The organism is Pseudomonas xanthosomatis, from assembly GCF_019139835.1.
Taxonomy (GTDB): Bacteria; Pseudomonadota; Gammaproteobacteria; order Pseudomonadales; family Pseudomonadaceae; genus Aquipseudomonas; species Aquipseudomonas fakonensis.
This window is the reverse complement of record NZ_CP077075.1, coordinates 5,861,461-5,879,669: the sequence shown is the minus strand read 5'-3', so window position 1 is coordinate 5,879,669 and position 18,209 is coordinate 5,861,461. Positions and strand designations below refer to the sequence as shown.

The 18,209-nt window shown below is 64.9% G+C and carries 15 protein-coding genes; 9 read left to right on the top strand and 6 right to left on the bottom strand.

Annotation, left to right across the window (positions count from 1 at the left end; translation table 11 throughout):
- Nucleotides 1–285: 285 nt before the first annotated feature.
- The 3 genes from trmA to KSS93_RS25950 form a co-directional block, all read right to left on the bottom strand.
- Nucleotides 286–1,371, bottom strand: a complete 1,086-nt coding sequence (trmA, locus tag KSS93_RS25960) for a tRNA (uridine(54)-C5)-methyltransferase TrmA (protein WP_217886576.1) — start codon at nt 1,369–1,371, stop codon at nt 286–288.
- Nucleotides 1,368–2,663, bottom strand: a complete 1,296-nt coding sequence (locus KSS93_RS25955; protein WP_217840419.1) for an NCS2 family permease — start codon at nt 2,661–2,663, stop codon at nt 1,368–1,370. Before KSS93_RS25955 ends, trmA begins: the two co-directional genes overlap by 4 nt.
- A 200-nt stretch (nt 2,664–2,863) precedes the next feature.
- Nucleotides 2,864–4,084, bottom strand: coding sequence for an MFS transporter (locus tag KSS93_RS25950; RefSeq protein WP_217886575.1), 1,221 nt, complete (start codon nt 4,082–4,084; stop codon nt 2,864–2,866).
- 341 nt (nt 4,085–4,425) lie between these two features.
- Here KSS93_RS25950 and KSS93_RS25945 point away from each other — a divergent pair, with 341 nt between their 5' ends.
- From KSS93_RS25945 to KSS93_RS25935, 3 genes are read left to right on the top strand one after another with little or no spacing between them, the layout of a single operon-like run.
- Entirely contained in the window at nt 4,426–5,862 is a 1,437-nt protein-coding gene (locus KSS93_RS25945) for a cytochrome ubiquinol oxidase subunit I (protein ID WP_217886574.1), read from the top strand.
- A 1-nt stretch (nt 5,863) separates the two neighbouring features.
- Nucleotides 5,864–6,871, top strand: a complete 1,008-nt coding sequence (gene cydB / locus KSS93_RS25940; RefSeq protein WP_217886573.1) for a cytochrome d ubiquinol oxidase subunit II — start codon at nt 5,864–5,866, stop codon at nt 6,869–6,871.
- A 10-nt stretch (nt 6,872–6,881) separates the two neighbouring features.
- The gene (locus tag KSS93_RS25935) at nt 6,882–7,022 is read left to right on the top strand and encodes a DUF2474 domain-containing protein (protein WP_217886572.1); all 141 of its coding nucleotides are present in this window, start codon (nt 6,882–6,884) and stop codon (nt 7,020–7,022) included.
- 61 nt (nt 7,023–7,083) lie between these two features.
- Here KSS93_RS25935 and KSS93_RS25930 read toward each other — a convergent pair whose 3' ends face one another.
- Together KSS93_RS25930 and KSS93_RS25925 are read right to left on the bottom strand one after the other, a co-directional pair.
- On the bottom strand, nt 7,084–8,208 hold the full coding sequence (locus tag KSS93_RS25930; protein ID WP_217886571.1) for a methyltransferase: 1,125 nt from the start codon (nt 8,206–8,208) through the stop codon (nt 7,084–7,086).
- Nucleotides 8,209–8,303: 95 nt separating this feature from the next.
- A complete protein-coding gene (locus tag KSS93_RS25925) occupies nt 8,304–9,008 on the bottom strand; it encodes an autoinducer binding domain-containing protein (protein WP_217886570.1) in 705 nt (234 codons plus the stop codon).
- A 214-nt stretch (nt 9,009–9,222) separates the two neighbouring features.
- Here KSS93_RS25925 and KSS93_RS25920 point away from each other — a divergent pair, with 214 nt between their 5' ends.
- Nucleotides 9,223–9,999 carry a ferredoxin--NADP reductase gene (locus KSS93_RS25920; protein ID WP_217886569.1) on the top strand — a complete coding sequence of 259 codons (777 nt, stop codon included), beginning with the start codon at nt 9,223–9,225 and terminating at the stop codon, nt 9,997–9,999.
- A 103-nt stretch (nt 10,000–10,102) separates the two neighbouring features.
- Here KSS93_RS25920 and mscL read toward each other — a convergent pair whose 3' ends face one another.
- Nucleotides 10,103–10,513 (bottom strand): large-conductance mechanosensitive channel protein MscL, encoded by a 411-nt coding sequence (mscL, locus tag KSS93_RS25915; protein ID WP_217886568.1) that lies wholly within the window; start codon nt 10,511–10,513, stop codon nt 10,103–10,105.
- Between the two features lie 178 nt (nt 10,514–10,691).
- Here mscL and radA point away from each other — a divergent pair, with 178 nt between their 5' ends.
- The 5 genes from radA to KSS93_RS25890 all read left to right on the top strand — a co-directional run bounded on the left by radA (nt 10,692) and on the right by KSS93_RS25890 (nt 18,168).
- Entirely contained in the window at nt 10,692–12,059 is a 1,368-nt protein-coding gene (radA, locus tag KSS93_RS25910; protein WP_217840410.1) for a DNA repair protein RadA, read from the top strand.
- A 111-nt stretch (nt 12,060–12,170) separates the two neighbouring features.
- Nucleotides 12,171–13,652, top strand: a complete 1,482-nt coding sequence (locus KSS93_RS25905; RefSeq protein WP_217886567.1) for a hypothetical protein — start codon at nt 12,171–12,173, stop codon at nt 13,650–13,652.
- Between the two features lie 87 nt (nt 13,653–13,739).
- Complete coding sequence (locus KSS93_RS25900; protein ID WP_217886566.1) at nt 13,740–14,243, top strand: RNA polymerase sigma factor; 504 nt, start codon at nt 13,740–13,742, stop codon at nt 14,241–14,243.
- A 68-nt stretch (nt 14,244–14,311) separates the two neighbouring features.
- Complete coding sequence (locus tag KSS93_RS25895) at nt 14,312–15,307, top strand: FecR family protein (protein ID WP_217886565.1); 996 nt, start codon at nt 14,312–14,314, stop codon at nt 15,305–15,307.
- A gap of 197 nt (nt 15,308–15,504) precedes the next feature.
- Complete coding sequence (locus KSS93_RS25890; RefSeq protein ID WP_217888808.1) at nt 15,505–18,168, top strand: TonB-dependent receptor; 2,664 nt, start codon at nt 15,505–15,507, stop codon at nt 18,166–18,168.
- Nucleotides 18,169–18,209: the final 41 nt, after the last annotated feature.

Here is an 18,209-nt window from a genome sequence, read left to right as displayed (position 1 = left end):
TTGTCCGGTTGCAGGAGGCTGTCTTCAAGTTGCATGCCAGAAAACGGCCAGCCCTTGCCCGGCGGGGGCTGGCGCGCAGCGTCGAGGCTGCATGGCAAATAAATACCGGCGCCCGGGCAGGAAAGTGCGCAAGAACTTGCGCAGTGCTGTGCAAGTTCTTGCGCACCCGGCCACAGGCCCCGTCATTAAAGGGCTGTGGCGCTTTTAGCGGGGGTGTGGGGCAAAACGGTTGCGCAACTTCTTGCGCAGTCGGCTGGGGCCGTTGCGGCCCCCTCGGGTTACCGGTCAGCGACGGACCAGCAACACCCCGCTTTCCATGTGATGGGTATAGGGGAACTGGTCGAACAGCGCGCAGCGCTCGATGCGGTGGGTATCCTGCAGCTGGGCGATGTTCTGCGCCAAGGTCTCGGGGTTGCACGAGATGTACAGGATGCGCTCGAAGCGCCGGGTCAGCTCGCAGGTGTCCGGGTCCATGCCGGCGCGCGGCGGGTCGACGAACACGGTGCCGAAGTCGTAGCTTTTCAGGTCGATGCCTTCCAGGCGGCGGAACGGGCGTACCTCGTTCAGGGCCTGGGTCAGCTCTTCGGCCGACAGGCGCACCAGGCACACGTTGCCCACACCGTTTTCGTCCAGGTTATGCAGCGCGGCGTTGACCGAGGTCTTGCTGATCTCGGTGGCCAGCACCTGGCGCGCGCGGGTGGCCAGCGGCAGGGTGAAGTTGCCGTTGCCGCAGTACAGCTCCAGCAGGTCGTCGCTGCGCTCGCCCATGGCCTCGAAGGCCCAGCCGAGCATCTTCTGGTTCACCGCGCCGTTGGGCTGGGTGAAGGCGCCTTCGGGCTGGCGGTAGCTGAAGGTACGCCCGGCGATGTCGAGCTGTTCCACGGCATAGTCGCGGCCGATGACCACGCGCTTGCCCTTGGAACGGCCGATCACGCTGACGTTCAGCTCGCTGGCTAGTTGCTCGGCGGCGGCTTGCCAGGCTTCGTCCAGCGGGCGGTGGTAGCACAGGGTGACCATCGCATCGCCGGCCAGGGTGGTGAGGAACTCCACCTGGAACAGGCGGTTGTTCAGCGCCTCGCTGGCTTGCCAGGCAGCCTTCAGGCGCGGCATCAGGTCATTGATGCGCTCGCTGGCAATCGGGAAGTCGTCGATCAGGATCGCCTTGTGCTTCTCGCCCGGGGCGAACATCGCGTAGTGGCGCTGGCCATCCTCGCGCCACAGGCGAAACTCGGCGCGCAGGCGGTAGTGCGCGCGCGGCGAGTCGAACACGGCCGGCTCCGGTGCCCCGAAGGGCGCCAGCAGTTCACGCAGGCGGGCGACCTTGCCCTCAAGCTGGGTGTCGTAGGTGGAAGGGTCGAAGACGGCACTCATGCGTTGAACCAGCCCAGCTTGATGACGAACAGGATGGACAGGATCACCAGGGCCGGGTTCAGCTCGTGGCGACGGCCGGACAGCAGCTTGATGGCGGTCCAGGCGATGAAGCCGAAGGCGATGCCGTTGGCGATCGAGTAGGTCAGCGGCATGGCCAGCGCGGTAACCACCACCGGGGCGGCTTCGGTAACGTCATCCCAGTTGATTTCGGCCAGGCCCGAGGCCATCAGCACGGCCACGAACAGCAGCGCCGGGGCGGTGGCGAAGGCCGGCACGCTGCCGGCCAGCGGGGCGAAGAACAGCGCCAGCAGGAACAGGATGGCAACCACGATGGCGGTCAGGCCGGTGCGGCCACCGGCGCTCACGCCCGCAGCGGACTCGATGTAGCTGGTGGTGGTCGAGGTGCCCAGCAGCGAGCCTGCCATGGCGGCGGTGCTGTCGGCGATCAGGGCGCGGCCCATCTTCGGCATGTGGCCGTCCTTGCCCATCAGGCCGGCGCGTTTGGCCACGCCGATCAGGGTGCCGGAGTTGTCGAACAGGTCGACGAACAGGAAGGCGAAGATCACGCTGATCAGGCCCACATCCAGCGCGCCCTTGATGTCCAGCTGCAGGAAGGTCGGCGCCAGCGATGGCGGCATCGACACCACGCCGCCGAACGGGGTGACGCCCAGGGCGATGGAGGCGATGGTCACGGCGAGGATGCCGATCAGCACCGCGCCGCGCACTTTCAGCGATTCCAGGGCGACGATGATGAAGAAGCCCAGGGTGGCGAGGATCGGCGCCGGTTGCTTGAGGTCGCCCAGGCCCACCAGGGTGGCCGGGTTATCGACGACGATGCCGGCGTTATGCAGGGCGATCAGCGCCAGGAACAGGCCAATACCGGCGGCGATGGCCGAGCGCAGCGGCAGCGGGATGCTGTTCACGATCCATTCGCGGATACGGAAGATCGACAGCAGGAAGAACAACACCGCCGAGAGGAACACCGCCCCCAGTGCCACCTGCCAGGTGTGGCCCATGTGCAGCACCACGGTGTAGGTGAAGAAGGCGTTCAGGCCCATGCCCGGCGCCAGGGCGATCGGGTAGTTGGCGATGATGCCCATGGTCACCGAGCCGATGGCCGCGGCCAGGCAGGTGGCGACGAAGATCGCGCCCTTGTCCATGCCGGTTTCGCCGAGGATGCTCGGGTTGACGAACAGGATGTAGGCCATGGCCAGGAAGGTGGTGACGCCCGCCAGTATCTCGGTGCGCACATTGGTGTTGTGTGCTTTTAGTTGAAACAGCCTTTCCAGCATGCCGGCTCCCGGGGCGCCCTCGCGCCGTGAATGTATCGACCCCATCAGCAAAGCACAGAGGTCGGAAAAAAGCCGCGCATCATACCAGCATGGGGGGGCGGGGGCCTATTGCGGGAGCGGGCTTGCCCCGCGATTTCGTCGGTTCGTGAGCAGCAGGCCGTGCAGGCGCAATTGCGGGGCAAGCCCGCTCCCACGGAGGATCAACCGTTGTGCAGCCGGTCGCGATGGGTCAGGGTCGGGAACAGCTTCATCCATGTCCCGGTCACCACCAGCGTGCCCACCCCGCCCAGCACCACTGCCGGCACCGTGCCGAACCAGTGCGCGGTCAGCCCCGACTCGAACTCGCCCAGCTGGTTCGAGGCACCGATGAACAGCCCGTTCACCGCGCTCACCCGGCCGCGCATCTCGTCCGGGGTCTCCAACTGCACGAAGGCGCCGCGGATAACCATGCTGATCATGTCTGCCGCACCCAGCACCACCAGCACCGCCAGCGAGAACCAGAACGAGGTCGACAGGCCGAAGGCGATGGTGGCCACGCCGAACACCCCCACTGCAGTAAACATGGTCAGCCCCACCTTGCGCTCCACCGGGAAGCGCGCCAGCCACAGCGACATCAACAATGCCCCCACCGCCGGTGCCGAGCGCAGCAGGCCCAGGCCCCAGGCGCCGGTCAGCAGGATGTCCTTGGCGAACACCGGCAGCAGCGCAGTGGCGCCGCCCAGCAGCACGGCAAACAAGTCCAGCGAGATGGCCCCGAAGATGTCCGGGCGGCTGCGGATAAAACGCACCCCGGCCAACAGTGAATCGAGGCTGGCGCGGCCACGCTGGGCCTGCTGCTGGCGCGAATCCAGGCTGAGCATCAGGCAGCAGGCGATCACGTAGAGCAGCACCGTGGGCCCGTATACCCAGATGCTGCCAAAGGCATACAGAAAGCCCCCCACCGCCGGGGCGATGATGGTTGCCGACTGGGTGGCCGAAGCGGAGGCGGCCACCGCCCGCGGGAACAGCCCCGGCGGCACCACGTTGGGCAGCAAGGCCTGGGTGGCCGGCATCTCGAACGAGCGGGTGGCGCCGAGCAGGAAGGCCAGCCCGAAAATCAGCTCGCGGCTGACGTTGTCGGTGGCGCTGCCCAGGGCCAGGGCCAGGGCGATCAGCCCCTGCAGGGTCTGGCACAGCGCGGCGACCTTGCGCCGGTCGTAGCGGTCGGCGACGTGGCCGGTGTGCAGCATGAACAACACCCGCGGGGCAAATTCCACCAGGCCCACCAGGCCCAGGTCAAGCACGTTGCCGGTGAGCTGGTAGAGGTGCCAGCCGATGGCCACGGTGAGCATCTGGAAGCCGCTGGCGGTGAACACCCGGGCCAGCCAGAAGGCGATGAACGGACGGTGATGACGCAGCAATTGTGGGGCGGAGTCGGACATCGGCGAGCCTGTAGCACCGGGAGCAGAGGGGCCTGAAGCGTAACATCTGTTTGTAACAAATGGTTGCTGAAAGGCGCCGCGGCCACTTTTTCATCTACCGGTAAAGGGGGTGGGGCAACCGGTCACGCGGCATCGCGCCACGCCTCCCGCCGCAGGATTCACGGCTATGCTTGCTGACATTCGTTGACTTGGATCAATCGTTCCAGATGCAACGAACGGGCCTTCGGGCCGCAATCCCTGCGATCGAACAGAACAATTCCAACGCGCCGCACTCGACATCCGTAGGGGGAGTGGGCAACGGGCCACAAGCCCTGCGCCGGATTATCTGAAGAGGAAGCACCATGTTCGGATTAGAAGCCCTAGAGCTCGCCCGAATCCAGTTTGCCTTTACCGTGTCCTTTCACATCCTGTTCCCGGCCATCACCATTGGCCTGGCGAGCTACCTGGCGGTCCTCGAAGGCCTTTGGCTGAAGACCGGCAACAACACCTACCGTGACCTCTACCACTTCTGGTCGAAGATCTTCGCCGTCAACTTCGGCATGGGCGTGGTCTCCGGGCTGGTCATGGCCTATCAGTTCGGTACCAACTGGAGCCAGTTCTCCGACTTCGCCGGCGCCATTACCGGCCCCTTGCTCACCTATGAAGTGCTCACCGCATTCTTCCTCGAAGCAGGTTTTTTGGGGGTCATGCTGTTCGGCTGGAACCGCGTCGGCCGCGGCCTGCACTTCTTCGCCACGGTGATGGTGGCGCTGGGCACGCTGGTGTCGACGTTCTGGATTCTCGCCTCCAACAGCTGGATGCAGACCCCGCAAGGCTACGAGATCGTCGATGGCCGGGTGATCCCGGTGGACTGGCTGGCGGTGATCTTCAACCCCTCGTTCCCCTACCGTCTGATGCACATGGCCACCGCCGCGTTCGTTGCCACCGCGTTCTTCGTCGGCTCCTCGGCGGCCTGGCACCTGCTGCGTGGGCGTGACAACCCGGCGGTGCGCAAGATGCTGTCGATGGCCATGTGGATGGCGCTGATCGTGGCGCCAATCCAGGCGGTGATCGGCGACTTCCACGGGCTTAACACCCTCAAGCATCAGCCGGTGAAGATCGCTGCCATCGAAGGCCACTGGGAGAACAAGCCCGGCGAGCCGACCCCGCTGATCCTGTTCGGCATCCCTGACATGCAGGCCGAAACCACCCGCTTCAAGGTGGAAATTCCGGCGCTGGGCAGCCTGATCCTGACCCACAGCCTGGACAAGCAAGTGCCGGCGATGAAGGAGTTCCCGCCTGAAGACCGGCCCAACTCGACCATCGTGTTCTGGTCGTTCCGGGTCATGGTCGGGCTGGGTTTCCTGATGATCTTCGTCGGCCTGTGGAGCCTGTGGCTGCGTAAACGCGGCACCTTGTACAGTTCGCGGCCGTTCCTTTACCTCACCCTGTGGATGGGCCCGTCGGGCTTGATCGCCATCCTTGCCGGCTGGTTCACCACCGAGATCGGCCGCCAGCCGTGGGTGGTGTACGGGCTGATGCGCACCGCCGACGGGGTGTCCAACCACAGCTACGCGCAGCTCGGTTTCACCCTGGTGATGTTCGTGGTGGTGTACTTCGCGCTGTTCGGCACCGGCCTCGGGTACATGATGCGCCTGGTGCGCAAGGGGCCGAAAACCGGCGAAGGCGACGAGCAGCCGCCCGGCGGGCCAGGCCAGCAACGTACCCCGGCGCGGCCGCTGTCGGCCGCCGACGATGGCCACGAGGCCGACTCCACCCGCCTGAACGAGGGGCACTGAGATGGGTATCGACCTTCCGCTGATCTGGGCCGTGATCATCATCTTCGGGGTGATGATGTATGTGGTGATGGATGGCTTTGACTTAGGGATAGGCATCCTCTTCCCGTTCGTACCGGGCGAGGGTGATCGCGATGTGATGATGAACACCGTCGCTCCGGTGTGGGACGGCAACGAAACCTGGCTGGTGCTGGGCGGTGCGGCGTTGTTCGGCGCCTTCCCGCTCGCCTATTCGGTGGTGCTGGAGGCCTTGTACCTGCCGCTGATCCTGATGCTGGTGGGGCTGATCTTCCGTGGCGTGGCCTTCGAGTTCCGTTTCAAGGCGCGGGCACACAAGCGCCACATCTGGGACAAGGCGTTCATCTGGGGCTCACTGGTGGCGACCTTCTTCCAGGGCGTGGCGCTGGGCGCCTTCATCGAAGGCTTCAAGGTGGTGGACCGCAAGTTTGTCGGCGGCACCCTCGACTGGCTGACCCCGTTCACCCTGTTCAGCGGCCTGGGGCTGATCGTTGCCTATGCGCTGCTGGGCTGCACCTGGCTGATCATGAAGACCGAAGGGCCGCTGCAGCAGAAGATGCACGACCTGGCCCGGCCGCTGGCGCTGGTGTTGCTGGCGGTGATCGGTATCGTCAGCCTGTGGACGCCGATCGCCTACCCGCAGATCGCCGATCGCTGGTTCAGCATGCCCAACCTTTTGTGGTTCATGCCGGTGCCGCTGCTGGTGCTGGTGACGTTTTACGCCTTGCTGCGAGCGGTGCAGCGCAACGCCCACTACACGCCGTTCCTGCTGACCCTGGTGCTGATCTTCCTTGGTTACAGCGGCTTGGGTATCAGCCTGTGGCCGAACATCATCCCTCCGTCGATCAGCATCTGGGACGCCGCAGCGCCGCCGCAGAGCCAGGGCTTCATGCTGGTGGGCACGCTGTTCATCCTGCCGTTCATCCTCGGGTACACCTTCTGGAGCTATTACGTGTTCCGCGGCAAGGTCACCCATGACGATGGCTACCACTAGGAGCGCGGTGATGAACGTCGAAGAAAAGAAACCGCTGTGGCAACGCCTGGGCTGGCTGGTGCTGATCTGGGCACTGAGCGTGGCGGCGCTGGGGGTGGTGGCCTATGGCATGCGCCTGTTCATGAATGCGGCGGGGCTCAGTACCCACTGAGCTCAAGCCTGCACCGCGTCTGTAGGAGCCGGCAAGCCGGCTCCTACATTACCCAATCACATTACTTGCGCGCCTTGAGCACCACGAACTTAGGCGTCGCTGCCACCTGTTCTACCCCGCGGAACAAGCGCGCCAGCTTGCTGTGGTAACCCAGGTGGCGGTTACCGACGATGTACAGCGCCCCGCCCACCACCAGCGCCTCGCGGGCTTGCTGGAACATGCGCCAGGCAAGGAAGTCGCCGACCACCTGCTGCTGGTGGAACGGCGGGTTGCACAGCACCACGTCCAGCGACTGCTTGTCGATGCCGGCCAGGCCATCGGCGGCGTGGATGTTGGCTTCACGGGCGCCCAGCGCCGCCTGCCAGTTGTCGCGGGCCGACTGCACCGCCATGTACGACTCGTCCACCAGGGTGTAGTGGGCATCGGGGTTGGCCAGGGCGCTGGCGATGGCCAGCACGCCGTTACCGCAGCCAAGGTCCGCCACCCGGGCGTTGCCCAGGCCTTGGGGCAGGTGCGGCAGGAAGGCGCGGGTGCCGATGTCCAGGCCTTCGCGGCAGAACACGTTGGCGTGGTTGACCAGCTCCAGCGCCGGCTTGTCCAGGCGGTAGCGGCTGGGGTAGGGCGACTTCGCCAGCGGGCGCTCGGCCACAGTCGCCGTGAGCAGGCGGGCCTTCTTTTGCGCAAGCGAGGCTTGCACCGGGCCGATGTATTTTTCCAGCAGGTCGCCGGCGGCCCGGGGCAGGTGCTTGATCATCGCCCCGGCAATCACTTCGGCGCCCGGCGCCAACTGGCCCTGCAGGCGAATCAGTTGCTCTTCGAGCAGGGCCAGGGTTTTCGGTACGCGCACCAGCACGCGGTCGAACGGGCCCTGCCAGTTTTCGTTTGCCGGCACGAACGGCACGGCATCGAACGCCTTGCCGTTGCGCGCCAGGTTCTTTTCAAGGGCCATGCGTGCCAGGTGCGAGTCGCCGCTGCTGGTGACGTCCAGCTTGCCTGCCAGGCTCACGGCCAGGGCACCGAAGCTGTCGTTGAGCACCAGTACCCGCCAGCCCGGCTGCGGCGCCTGGGTGGCCAGGTGTTCCAGCAGGTACTGGTCGGCGGCGTCGAAGGCCAGCAGCGGGTCATTGGCCTGCTCCGGTTGGCGGATCAGGTCGAGGTCGGCGAAGGGGCTGTTGAACGAAGGCATGGCATGGCTCTGCTGCGAATCTGCCCGGCGCGCGGTGCGGCGGGCTTGAGGCGGGCGATTCTACAGGGGTTTGCCGGTTGCGGGGGCGCGGGCTGTCAGAGCAGGCCGCGCAGGGCGGCAATGGCGATGGCGCCGGCCTTGTTGGCAGCGTTGGTCTTGCTGATCACGCTGCGGATGTGGAAGTTCACGGTGCTGGTGGACAGCGACAGGATGGTCGCCACATCCGAGGCGGTCTTGCCGGCGGCAGACCATTTGAGTACTTCAAGCTCACGCTCGCTCAGTTGCGGGGCGGGGCTGAGCCTGGCCAGGTGATGTTCGCTGAGCACGGCGTGCAGGGTGTGGCACAGCCACATGACCTGGGCGCCTTTGGCATAGAGCTCACCCGAAGCGACTGCACCGTGCCGTCGGCTGACGCTGAGCTGGCTCTCGTTGTGCCGCAGGTCGTGTACCGACTGGGTCCAGCCATGGGTCATGCCATGCGCGCAGGCCGCCTCACGCAGGTGCGGTACTTCCTCGAACAGTGAGTCGCTCCACAGCAGCGGTAGCGTGCTGTGGTGGCACCTTGATACTGTTGGGTCAATCTTGATGAAATGGTCCTGGCGGTAGCGATCATTCCACTCACGCGGGTAATTGTTGTAGCTGATGACCTGTGGCGCATGAACAGCAGCGTGCAGGTGCAAAGTCAGGCCGACGAACTCCATGTCCAGAGCTTGCACCAGTTCAATAGCGCTGGCGAAAAGCTGCTGAGGCTCGGCATGCTGTGCAAACTGCTCAAGCTGCTCGCAAGTCCACTGTGTCATAGATGAAACTCCGTCTGATCCCTTGGATCCGATTTCCGAACTGCACCGCCGAAGTGTAGGAAATGTACTCACCCTGCGCTCGGTATTTTTTGCTATAGCGCGTAGGTTTTTTTAGCTGCCTGGTTGTCTGAGTCTGGCGATGCCCTACAAACCGGCGGTTTTTATCTGCGGCGCTTTGCGCGACACTTGACGCATCTGATTCCAGGAGCCCGAGATGACCGCCAGCGCCGACAAGTTCACCCGCCAGACCCTGCTCGATGTCCAGCCGCTGACGCCGAACCTGTTCAGCCTGCGGGTTACCCGCGACCCGGGCTTTCGCTTCCGCTCCGGGCAGTTCGCCCGCCTGGGGGTGACCAAGGCCGACGGCAGCGTGGTGTGGCGCGCCTACTCGATGGTCAGCGCCCCCCATGACGACTACTTGGACTTCTTCTCCATCGTGGTGCCTGGGGGTGAGTTCACCAGTGAACTGAGCCGCCTGGGGCAGGGCGACACTTTGTTGATCGACCGCCAGGCATTCGGCTTTCTGACCCTGGACCGTTTCGTCGGCGGGCGTGACCTTTGGTTGCTGGCTACCGGCACGGGTATTGCGCCATTCATGTCGATCCTGCAGGACTTCGAGGCCTGGGAGCGTTTCGACAACATCAAGCTGGTGTACTCGGTGCGCGAAGCCAGGGAGCTGGCCTACGTGAAGGAAATCGCCGAACTGGAGCAACGCGAGTACCTGGCCGAGTTCGCCGGCAAGTTGCAGTTCATTCCGGTGGTCACCCGCGAGCAGCACCCTGGGGCGTTGAATCAGCGCATTACCACATTGATCGAGAACGGCGGGCTGGAGAAAGCCGCAGGGCTTGAGCTGTCGCCGGAGCATTCACGCATCATGCTGTGCGGCAACCCCGAGATGATCGATGAGACCCGCAAGGTGCTCAAGGCCCGTGACCTGCAACTGAGCCTGAGCAAGCGGCCTGGGCAGGTGGCGGTGGAGAACTACTGGTAAGCGGTAAGCCACAAGCTGCAAGCCACAAGAAAAAGCCGGGCCGCGAATGCTGAGTAATCGCGGTCCGGCTTTTTCTTGTCGCTTGCAGCTTGAAGCTTGCCGCTTATTTTGGGTTCTGCGCCTTGAGCAAGTCGCGAATCTCGGTCAGCAGGGTTTCCTGCGGGGTAGGTGCAGGTGGCACGCTGGGTGCCACGGCCTCTTCGCGCTTGAGGCGGTTGATGGCCTTCACGCCCATGAAGATGGCGAAGGCGATGATCACGAAGTCGATCACGGTCTGGATGAACTTGCCGTAGGCCAGTACCACCGCCGGTACATCGCCTTCAGCCGCCTTGAGCACGATGGCCAGGTCGCTGAAGTCTACGCCGCCGATGAGCAGGCCCAGCGGCGGCATCACCACGTCGCCCACGAACGACGAGACGATCTTGCCAAAGGCCGCGCCGATGATGATACCGACGGCCATGTCGACGACATTCCCCTTGACCGCGAAGGCCTTGAATTCATTGAGCATGCCCATGTTCGATTTCCTTGTAACAAATGGTGAGGTAGAGGCAGTGTAAGCCACTGCAACGCATCATGCGCTGGGTACAGGGCTGTTGACTTCGCTTAGAACGAATAGTTTTGTCGCATCCCGGGGCGTCCGGGGCACGTGCCAGTTCGGCTATCATGGCGGTTTTTTCCAGGAGACCCCGCCCATGGCCAAGGCCAAGCGCTTGTATGGCTGCACCGAGTGCGGCGCGACCTTCCCCAAATGGGCCGGCCAGTGCGGCGATTGCGGTGCCTGGAACACCCTGGTCGAGAGCATGATCGAAAGCGGCGGTGCAGCAGCCCCCAGCGGGCGTGCCGGCTGGGCCGGGCAGCAGGCGCAGATCAAGACCCTGGCCGAGGTCAGCGTCGAAGAGATCCCGCGCTTCACCACCAGCAGCACCGAGCTCGACCGGGTGCTCGGCGGCGGCCTGGTGGATGGCTCGGTGGTGCTGATCGGCGGCGACCCCGGCATCGGCAAGTCGACCATCCTGCTGCAGACCCTGTGCAACATCGCCACCCACATGCCGGCGCTGTACGTCACCGGCGAAGAGTCGCAGCAGCAGGTGGCCATGCGCTCGCGGCGCCTGGGCCTGCCCCAGGACCAGCTCAAGGTCATGACCGAAACCTGCATCGAGGCGATCATCGCCACCGCCCGCCAGGAAAAGCCCCGGGTGATGGTGATCGACTCGATCCAGACCATCTTCACCGAGCAGTTGCAGTCGGCCCCGGGCGGCGTGGCCCAGGTGCGCGAGAGCACCGCGTTGCTGGTGCGCTACGCCAAGCAGAGCGGCACGGCGATCTTCCTGGTCGGCCACGTCACCAAGGAAGGTTCGCTGGCAGGCCCGCGGGTGCTGGAGCACATGGTCGACACCGTGCTGTATTTCGAAGGTGAATCGGACGGCCGCCTGCGCCTGCTGCGCGCGGTGAAAAACCGCTTCGGTGCAGTCAACGAGCTGGGCGTGTTCGGCATGACCGACCGCGGCCTTAAAGAGGTCTCCAACCCCTCGGCGATCTTCCTCAACCGTACCCAGGAAGAAGTGCCCGGCAGTGTGGTCATGGCCACCTGGGAAGGCACACGGCCAATGCTGGTTGAAGTGCAGGCGCTGGTGGACGACAGCCACCTGGCCAACCCCCGGCGGGTCACCCTGGGCCTGGACCAGAACCGCCTGGCCATGCTGCTGGCGGTGCTGCACCGCCATGGCGGCATCCCCACCCACGACCAGGACGTGTTCCTCAACGTGGTTGGCGGGGTCAAGGTGCTGGAGACTGCCTCTGACCTGGCGCTGCTGGCGGCGGTGATGTCGAGCCTGCGCAACCGCCCGCTGGCCCACGACCTGCTGGTGTTCGGCGAGATCGGCCTGTCGGGCGAGGTGCGCCCGGTGCCCAGCGGCCAGGAGCGCCTCAAAGAGGCAGCCAAGCACGGCTTCAAGCGCGCCATCGTGCCCAAGGGCAATGCGCCGAAGGAGCCGCCCGCGGGCCTGCAGGTGATTGCCGTGACGCGCCTGGAACAGGCCCTGGATGCGCTGTTCGAATGACCCTGGCGAGCCACTCCGCTTGAGGGGCACCTGATATTTTTGCCAGTTTTGCGCATGCCGGCCGCATGCGACGCTTGGGCCTCGTCATGAGTGCAAAGGCAGGTGGCCAAGATGCGTATGCTCAGGGGAGTTTTGCTTTCGCTATTGCTGGTGGCGGGGGGCGTACAAGCCGAAGCATTGCCGCAGGAGCCAGTGTTCACCCTCGACCAGGCACGTGGCGGTGAGCTGGATATCGACCAGCTTGCCGGCGATGCGACCTTGACCTTGTTCTACCCGGCAATGGCGGCGAGGGACACGGTGGGGGTCAGGCTCGCCGGGGTGGTCATCCGCGATACCCAGATCAAGACCGTCACTTCGCCCGGCATGCTCCGCTTCACCCTGGCGCGGCCATGGTTGCGCGAGAACCTGGGGCGCTCGATCGAGCTGACCTACAGCCGCAAGGTCAATGGCGTTGGCAGCTTGCTGACGTCTGCGGCGTTGCCGATCAAGGTGGTCAGCTCCGGTGCGGAACAGTTCGCGGTGAACGAGGCGGCCCAAGGCCGGTTGCAGGTCGATGCCCTAGGTCGCGATGCCAAGGTCAGCGTGCTGTTCCCTGGCATGTCAGCGGCAGATACCGTTGGCCTGCGCCTGGTAGGCGTGGCCACCAGAGACGCCCCGATCCAGACCGTCTCCGGCGTTGCGCCACTGACCTTCAGCACGCCGCTGGCCTGGTGGCTGGAGAACATCGGCCGCTCGGTCAGCCTGACTTACAGCTACAAGGTTGCCGGCCAGGGCGCGGTTGTGCTGTCCAGACCTCTGGTGATCGACGTCGTGTCCGCCGTCGTCAGTGCCTCGCCGCCTGCGGTGGCGGTAGCCGAGCGCTTGAATGCGCGCTTCAGGAACACCGACCCCTGCCCGGGCGAACAGGCTGATTACCAGTGCAACGGCGTGTTCATCCGGGTGGTCGATTATTCGCCGTCCTTCCGGGCCTGGAACCCCAGCCCCGGAGCGCAGAAGCTCGGTGGTGTGTCGTTCAGCTACATCCGCAGCGACCTTAAGATGTCCAAGCTGCAGGAAAACCGCAGCCATGGCTTGATCCTTTCCGAGGGTAGCCGTTGGGCGCCGCCGTTCTACCCCTTGCAGGTACTGTGTGCCTTCCCTTATGACGCCGGTACGGCGACACGCGTCGGCAGCGGTTGTGGCGAAAACAAGGGGTATGCCGGTACCGGCAGGTGCACCGCTGTCAAGCTCGAGGACTGGCGCAACAAGTTCGTCCAGTACCCGCCAGAGGAAGCGCGTTACGACCACCAATGCAGCTTCGCCCCCGACAAGGCGGGGTTTGAGCTGAGCCTGAAGGCACGGGAAAACCCGGACAAGGAAAACGTTCGCTGGCGGCAGAACGAGGTGGTGATCAAGACTTGGGACCAGAACCTGCGCAACCTGCCGGTAGAGGCGTTCTTCTACACCAGTGCGGCTGGCCTTGAGCCTGCGAAGAACATCCAGCGGGATTTCTACAAGGAAACCGGGCGGGTTGTGCCAGTGGTGGGTGTTTCGTTGTTGGCACCACAGGTATTTACCTACAAGGCAGCCGATCAGGCGGTGCTGGAGCGTTGAAGGCAGCAAGGTACGGCATGGAGTTGCAACTGATTCTCAATAGCCAGTAGCATAGCCGCCACCTTGCGACCACCCCATGGAGTGCGTGTGGCGGAGTTCGACCTCAAGCGGCTGTTTCTCAAGCACGCGAAAAACCTGCAGGCCATGCTCTCGCGCAAGGTGCGCGACCCGCAGCTGGCCGCCGACCTGGTGCAGGACAGCTTTCTGCGCCTGGCCGAGCAACAGCACCTCGACCAGATCGACAATGCCCAGGCCTACCTGTACCGCACGGCCCATAACCTGATGGTCGACCACGTGCGCCAGCAACAACGGCGCAAAACCGACCTGGTGCCGCACGAGGCGCTGGAAGGCATTGTCGAAGAGCGCCCCGGGCTCGACGAACAGGCCGCCCGAGAACAACACCTGCGCCGCCTGCAGGCGATTCTGGGTGAGCTGCCCGAGCGCACCCGCCAGGTGTTTCGCCTCAACCGCCTGGAAGGCATGACCCACGCCGAGGTCGCCCGCCACCTGGGTATTTCCGACAGCTCCGTGCAGAAGCATCTGGCCAAGGCCCTGGCCTATGTGATGCAGTGCCTGCAGGAAACCGAATGACCAACGGTTTACTGAAAAACCCTGCCTCAGACGTCAGCCCAGACATAACCAGATCACGAGAGAACCGTGTGAGCAGCCAGAACGAGCAAGCCATCCGCGAGCAGGCCGCCGAATGGGTGGTGCTGCAGGGCGCCGGCCCCTTGAGCAGTGCGCAGCAGCAGGCGTTGGAGCAGTGGTGCGCAGAGGACCCGCGCCACGCCCAGGCCCATGCGTTCGCCCAGGCGACCTGGGCCGACCTCGGCCAGCTGGCGAGCCTGCCGATGGCTGCGCCCGCTCGGCGCGGGCCGGTGGTGCAGTCGGCGCCGCCCGTCACCCGCCGGCGCAGGTCGCGCCTGCGCCAGGCCGTGGCCTGTTGTGCGCTGGTGCTGGTGGCAGCGCTGGGGGTCGAGCAAGGCCCGCAATGGCTGTTGAGCTGGCGCGCCGACTACCTCACGGCGGCGGGCGAAGTGCGGCGGGTCACGCTGCCAGACGGCAGCCAGGTCGACCTCGACAGCCGCAGCGCCCTGCAACTGGCCTTCGATGGCCAGCAGCGGCGGGTGCGCCTGCTGGCAGGTGACGCGGTGTTCAGCGCCGCCCCGGTCACGGCGACAGAGCCAAGGCCGTTCGTGGTGGAGTATGCCGGTGCCAGCAGCCAGGCCCTGGGCACGCGCTTTGTGGTCGGTGCGGCGGGCGAGGGCGGTTGGGTCGGCATGCTCGAGCACAGTGTCGAGGTGACGTTGCAAGCACCGCCCGATCAAGGCAGCGCTCGCCAGTTGCTGGGTGAAGGCCAGGCGCTGCGTTATGACCAGGCCATGGGTATTCGCCTGTGGCCTGGCCGCGACCTGCAGCGGGCCACCGACTGGCAGCGCGGCGTGCTGGTGTTCGAACGCCAGCCGCTGGCCGAGGTGGTCGAGCGCCTGAACCGCTACCGCGCCGGCCGCCTGCTGGTGATCGATGGGGCATTGGCCCGGCGCGAGGTCAGCGGTGTGTTTCGCCTCGACAACCTCACCGCAGCCCCAGCGGTGCTGGCCGCCGAGCTCAAGGCCGAGCGCCTGGAATTGCCCGGCCTGACGCTGATTTACTGATCGAGCGAAAAAATCTGCAATTTGCCTTACTGACTTTGTGTGGCTTGCTCGTCTGATTGTTGAGATTGATTTTCATTACTAGAAATCGCCAACAAAAGACGAGACGCGCAGTGAGCACGCAAACCCTTCAACCTCGCAGGCCCCTGGGCCGCATCGCCCTGGCCGGCAGCCTGGCCCTGGGCGCCTTGGCCTTGCCGATGGGGATCGGCATGGCCCAGGCCGCAACGCCCGGCAATACCGCCAGCCAGCAACTGGTGCAGTTCGACATACCCGCACAGCCGCTGGACCGCGCCGTGCTGGCTTACGCCGAGCAGTCCGGGGTGCAGGTGTTCTTCGACAGCCGCAAGCTGGCCGGGCTGCACAGCGAAGGCCTGCGCGGCAGCTACAGCGCAGAAGGCGGCTTGCGCCAGCTGCTGCTGGGCATGCCGGTGCGCTACCACTTCAGCGCCCCCGGGCAGGTGGGCCTGGAGCGCCTGGAAGCCTCCGGCGAAGCCATGGAGCTGGGGGCCACCCATGTCGAGTCCAACCGCGGCGCCGACTGGGTGTACCAGACGCCACGCTCCACCAGCGTGATCACCCGCGAGCAGATCGACAAGCGCCCGCCGCGCCACGCCGCCGACATGCTCGAGGAAACCGCCGGCGTGTACACCGCGGTGGACCAGCGCGACCCGGGCCTGTCGGTGAACATCCGCGGCGTGCAGGACTACGGCCGGGTCAACATGAACATCGACGGCATGCGCCAGAACTTCAACGTCAACGGCCACCAGCAGCGCAACGGCGTGATGTTCATCGACCCCGAGTTCATCAGCAACGTCGAGATCGAAAAGGGCAGTCAGTCGGGTATGGGCGGTGCCGGCGTGCTCGGCGGCATCGCCAGCTTCAACACCGTGCAGGCCAGCGAGTTTCTAGGCCCTGGCAAGGAGTTCGGCGGGCGCATCCGTGCAGGCCACGGCATCGGCGAGCTGGGCAACGGCACCTACTTCAACGGCAGCGGCGTGTTCGCCTTCGGCAACGAGGTGGGCGACCTGCTGCTGGGCATGAGCGAGCGGCACTTCGGCAACTACCGCGCCGGTACCAACGACGCCGACAACCTGGGTACCAACATCCGCAACAAGAACCTGTTCCCCGAGGCCTGGAAGGACTGGCTGGAGTCCGAGGTGGGCGACATGGGCAGCGTCACCCGCTCGCAGATGATCAAGGTCGGCCTCAACCTGCCCGAGGCGCAGCGCCTGCAACTGAGCTACATGCAGACCGACACCGACAGCAAGGACGCCTGGACGTACATGAACGAAGACAACATGTACTACTACCGGCGCTCTGCCAGCAACGACATCACCGCCAGCAACGTTGCGCTGGACTACAGCTACGCCCCCGATGACGACCTGATCGACTTCAAGGCCAAGCTGTACTACGTGACCACCCGCCAGGACCGCTGGAACGCCGGCAGCACCGCGAGCCAGGCCAGTGGCAACTACTACGGCCCCTACACCGACCGCTTCCAGACCGACACCTGGGGCCTGCAACTGCAGAACACCTCGCGCTTTTATTTCGGGCAAAGCGATACGTTGAGCTTCAACTACGGTACCGAGCTGTTCCAGGACACCTTCAAGCCTTCGAGCGAGCGGGTACCGGCGCCCAATGAGCACACCAACCCCTACGCCAGCGGTGCCACGCCGCAGGGCAAGCGGGTCATGGCCAGCGTGTTCGGCGAGCTGAAGTTCGAGCACGGCGACTGGCTGACCCTGGATGCCGGCCTGCGCTACGACCGTTACCGGCTGACCGGCCAGACCGGCTTCACCGCCTGGATGCTGCCCACCGGTGCACCGCAAGTAGACCCGCAGTACACGAGCACCGACCTGTTGTTCGATGTGGACCAGGAGGCCGGGCGCTTTTCGCCGACCTTCGGCATTGGCGTGAAACCGGGCCTGGACTGGCTGCAGCTGTATACCCGCTGGGGCCGCGGCTGGCGCCCGCCGTCAGTGACCGAAGCGTTCATGAGCGGCAAGCCCCATGGCGGCGGCAGCGAAATGGTCTACCCCAACCCGTTCCTCAAGCCGGAGACCTCGCACAACTGGGAGGCGGGCTTCAACATCTTCAAGGAGTCGCTGTTTCGCGATGGCGACCGGCTGGGCGCCAAGGTGGCTTACTTCGATACCCGTATCGACAACTTCTCGTTCCTCGATACCAACGTCGACCTGCCCGGCACCACAGGGGTCACCGGCCTGTCGATGGGCCGCAACGCCTATCAGAACAACCTCGAAACCACGCGCTTTCGCGGTATCGAGTATTCGCTGGACTACGACACCGGCGGCTTCTACAGCCAGCTCAGCTACACCCACATGATCGGCAGCAACGAGTTCTGCTCCAACCAGCTGTACATGGGCGGTGCGCAGTCGCAAACCCAGGTCGGTACCGAGCTGCGACCGGTGGACTTCGGCGGGGTGATCATCATGTTGCCGTTCCCGGTCTACCAGACCGGCAGCGACCCGGCCCTCGATGCCCGGGTGCGTTGCGGCGACATCATGGGCAACGCCAGCTACATGCCGGCCGACCGCGGCTCGCTGACCGTCGGCCTGCGCTTTTTCGACAACACCCTGGATGTCGGCGCGCGGCTTCGCTACAGCAAGGGCAACGGTGAGAACCTCAATGCCCAGGGCTACAACCAGCTCGATCAGGCGCTGTGGCCGCAATACAAGGTTTACGACCTGTACGCCAGCTACTGGATGACCGAGAGCCTGAACATCGGCCTGTCGATGGAGAACGTCACCGACCAGGCCTATTTCGTCGCCATGGGCGACGTCAACAACCTTTCGCTGGCGCGTGGTCGCACGCTCACCGGCATGCTCGAGTACCGCTTCTGAACTACCCCGAGTTCGCCCGTCCTGGGCAACACGAAGGCATG

Excerpts from the sequence above, each read along its gene's own strand:
- KSS93_RS25950 (WP_217886575.1), bottom strand. The coding sequence starts at position 4,084 with ATGTCCGACTCCGCCCCACAATTGCTGCGTCATCACCGTCCGTTCATC.
- KSS93_RS25890 (WP_217888808.1), top strand. The coding sequence starts at position 15,505 with ATGGGGATCGGCATGGCCCAGGCCGCAACGCCCGGCAATACCGCCAGC.
- KSS93_RS25905 (WP_217886567.1), top strand. The coding sequence starts at position 12,171 with ATGCGTATGCTCAGGGGAGTTTTGCTTTCGCTATTGCTGGTGGCGGGG.
- cydB (WP_217886573.1), top strand. The coding sequence starts at position 5,864 with ATGGGTATCGACCTTCCGCTGATCTGGGCCGTGATCATCATCTTCGGG.
- KSS93_RS25925 (WP_217886570.1), bottom strand. The coding sequence starts at position 9,008 with ATGACACAGTGGACTTGCGAGCAGCTTGAGCAGTTTGCACAGCATGCC.
- mscL (WP_217886568.1), bottom strand. The coding sequence starts at position 10,513 with ATGGGCATGCTCAATGAATTCAAGGCCTTCGCGGTCAAGGGGAATGTC.
- KSS93_RS25955 (WP_217840419.1), bottom strand. The coding sequence starts at position 2,663 with ATGCTGGAAAGGCTGTTTCAACTAAAAGCACACAACACCAATGTGCGC.
- KSS93_RS25945 (WP_217886574.1), top strand. The coding sequence starts at position 4,426 with ATGTTCGGATTAGAAGCCCTAGAGCTCGCCCGAATCCAGTTTGCCTTT.
- KSS93_RS25935 (WP_217886572.1), top strand. The coding sequence starts at position 6,882 with ATGAACGTCGAAGAAAAGAAACCGCTGTGGCAACGCCTGGGCTGGCTG.
- KSS93_RS25920 (WP_217886569.1), top strand. The coding sequence starts at position 9,223 with ATGACCGCCAGCGCCGACAAGTTCACCCGCCAGACCCTGCTCGATGTC.
- trmA (WP_217886576.1), bottom strand. The coding sequence starts at position 1,371 with ATGAGTGCCGTCTTCGACCCTTCCACCTACGACACCCAGCTTGAGGGC.
- KSS93_RS25930 (WP_217886571.1), bottom strand. The coding sequence starts at position 8,208 with ATGCCTTCGTTCAACAGCCCCTTCGCCGACCTCGACCTGATCCGCCAA.
- radA (WP_217840410.1), top strand. The coding sequence starts at position 10,692 with ATGGCCAAGGCCAAGCGCTTGTATGGCTGCACCGAGTGCGGCGCGACC.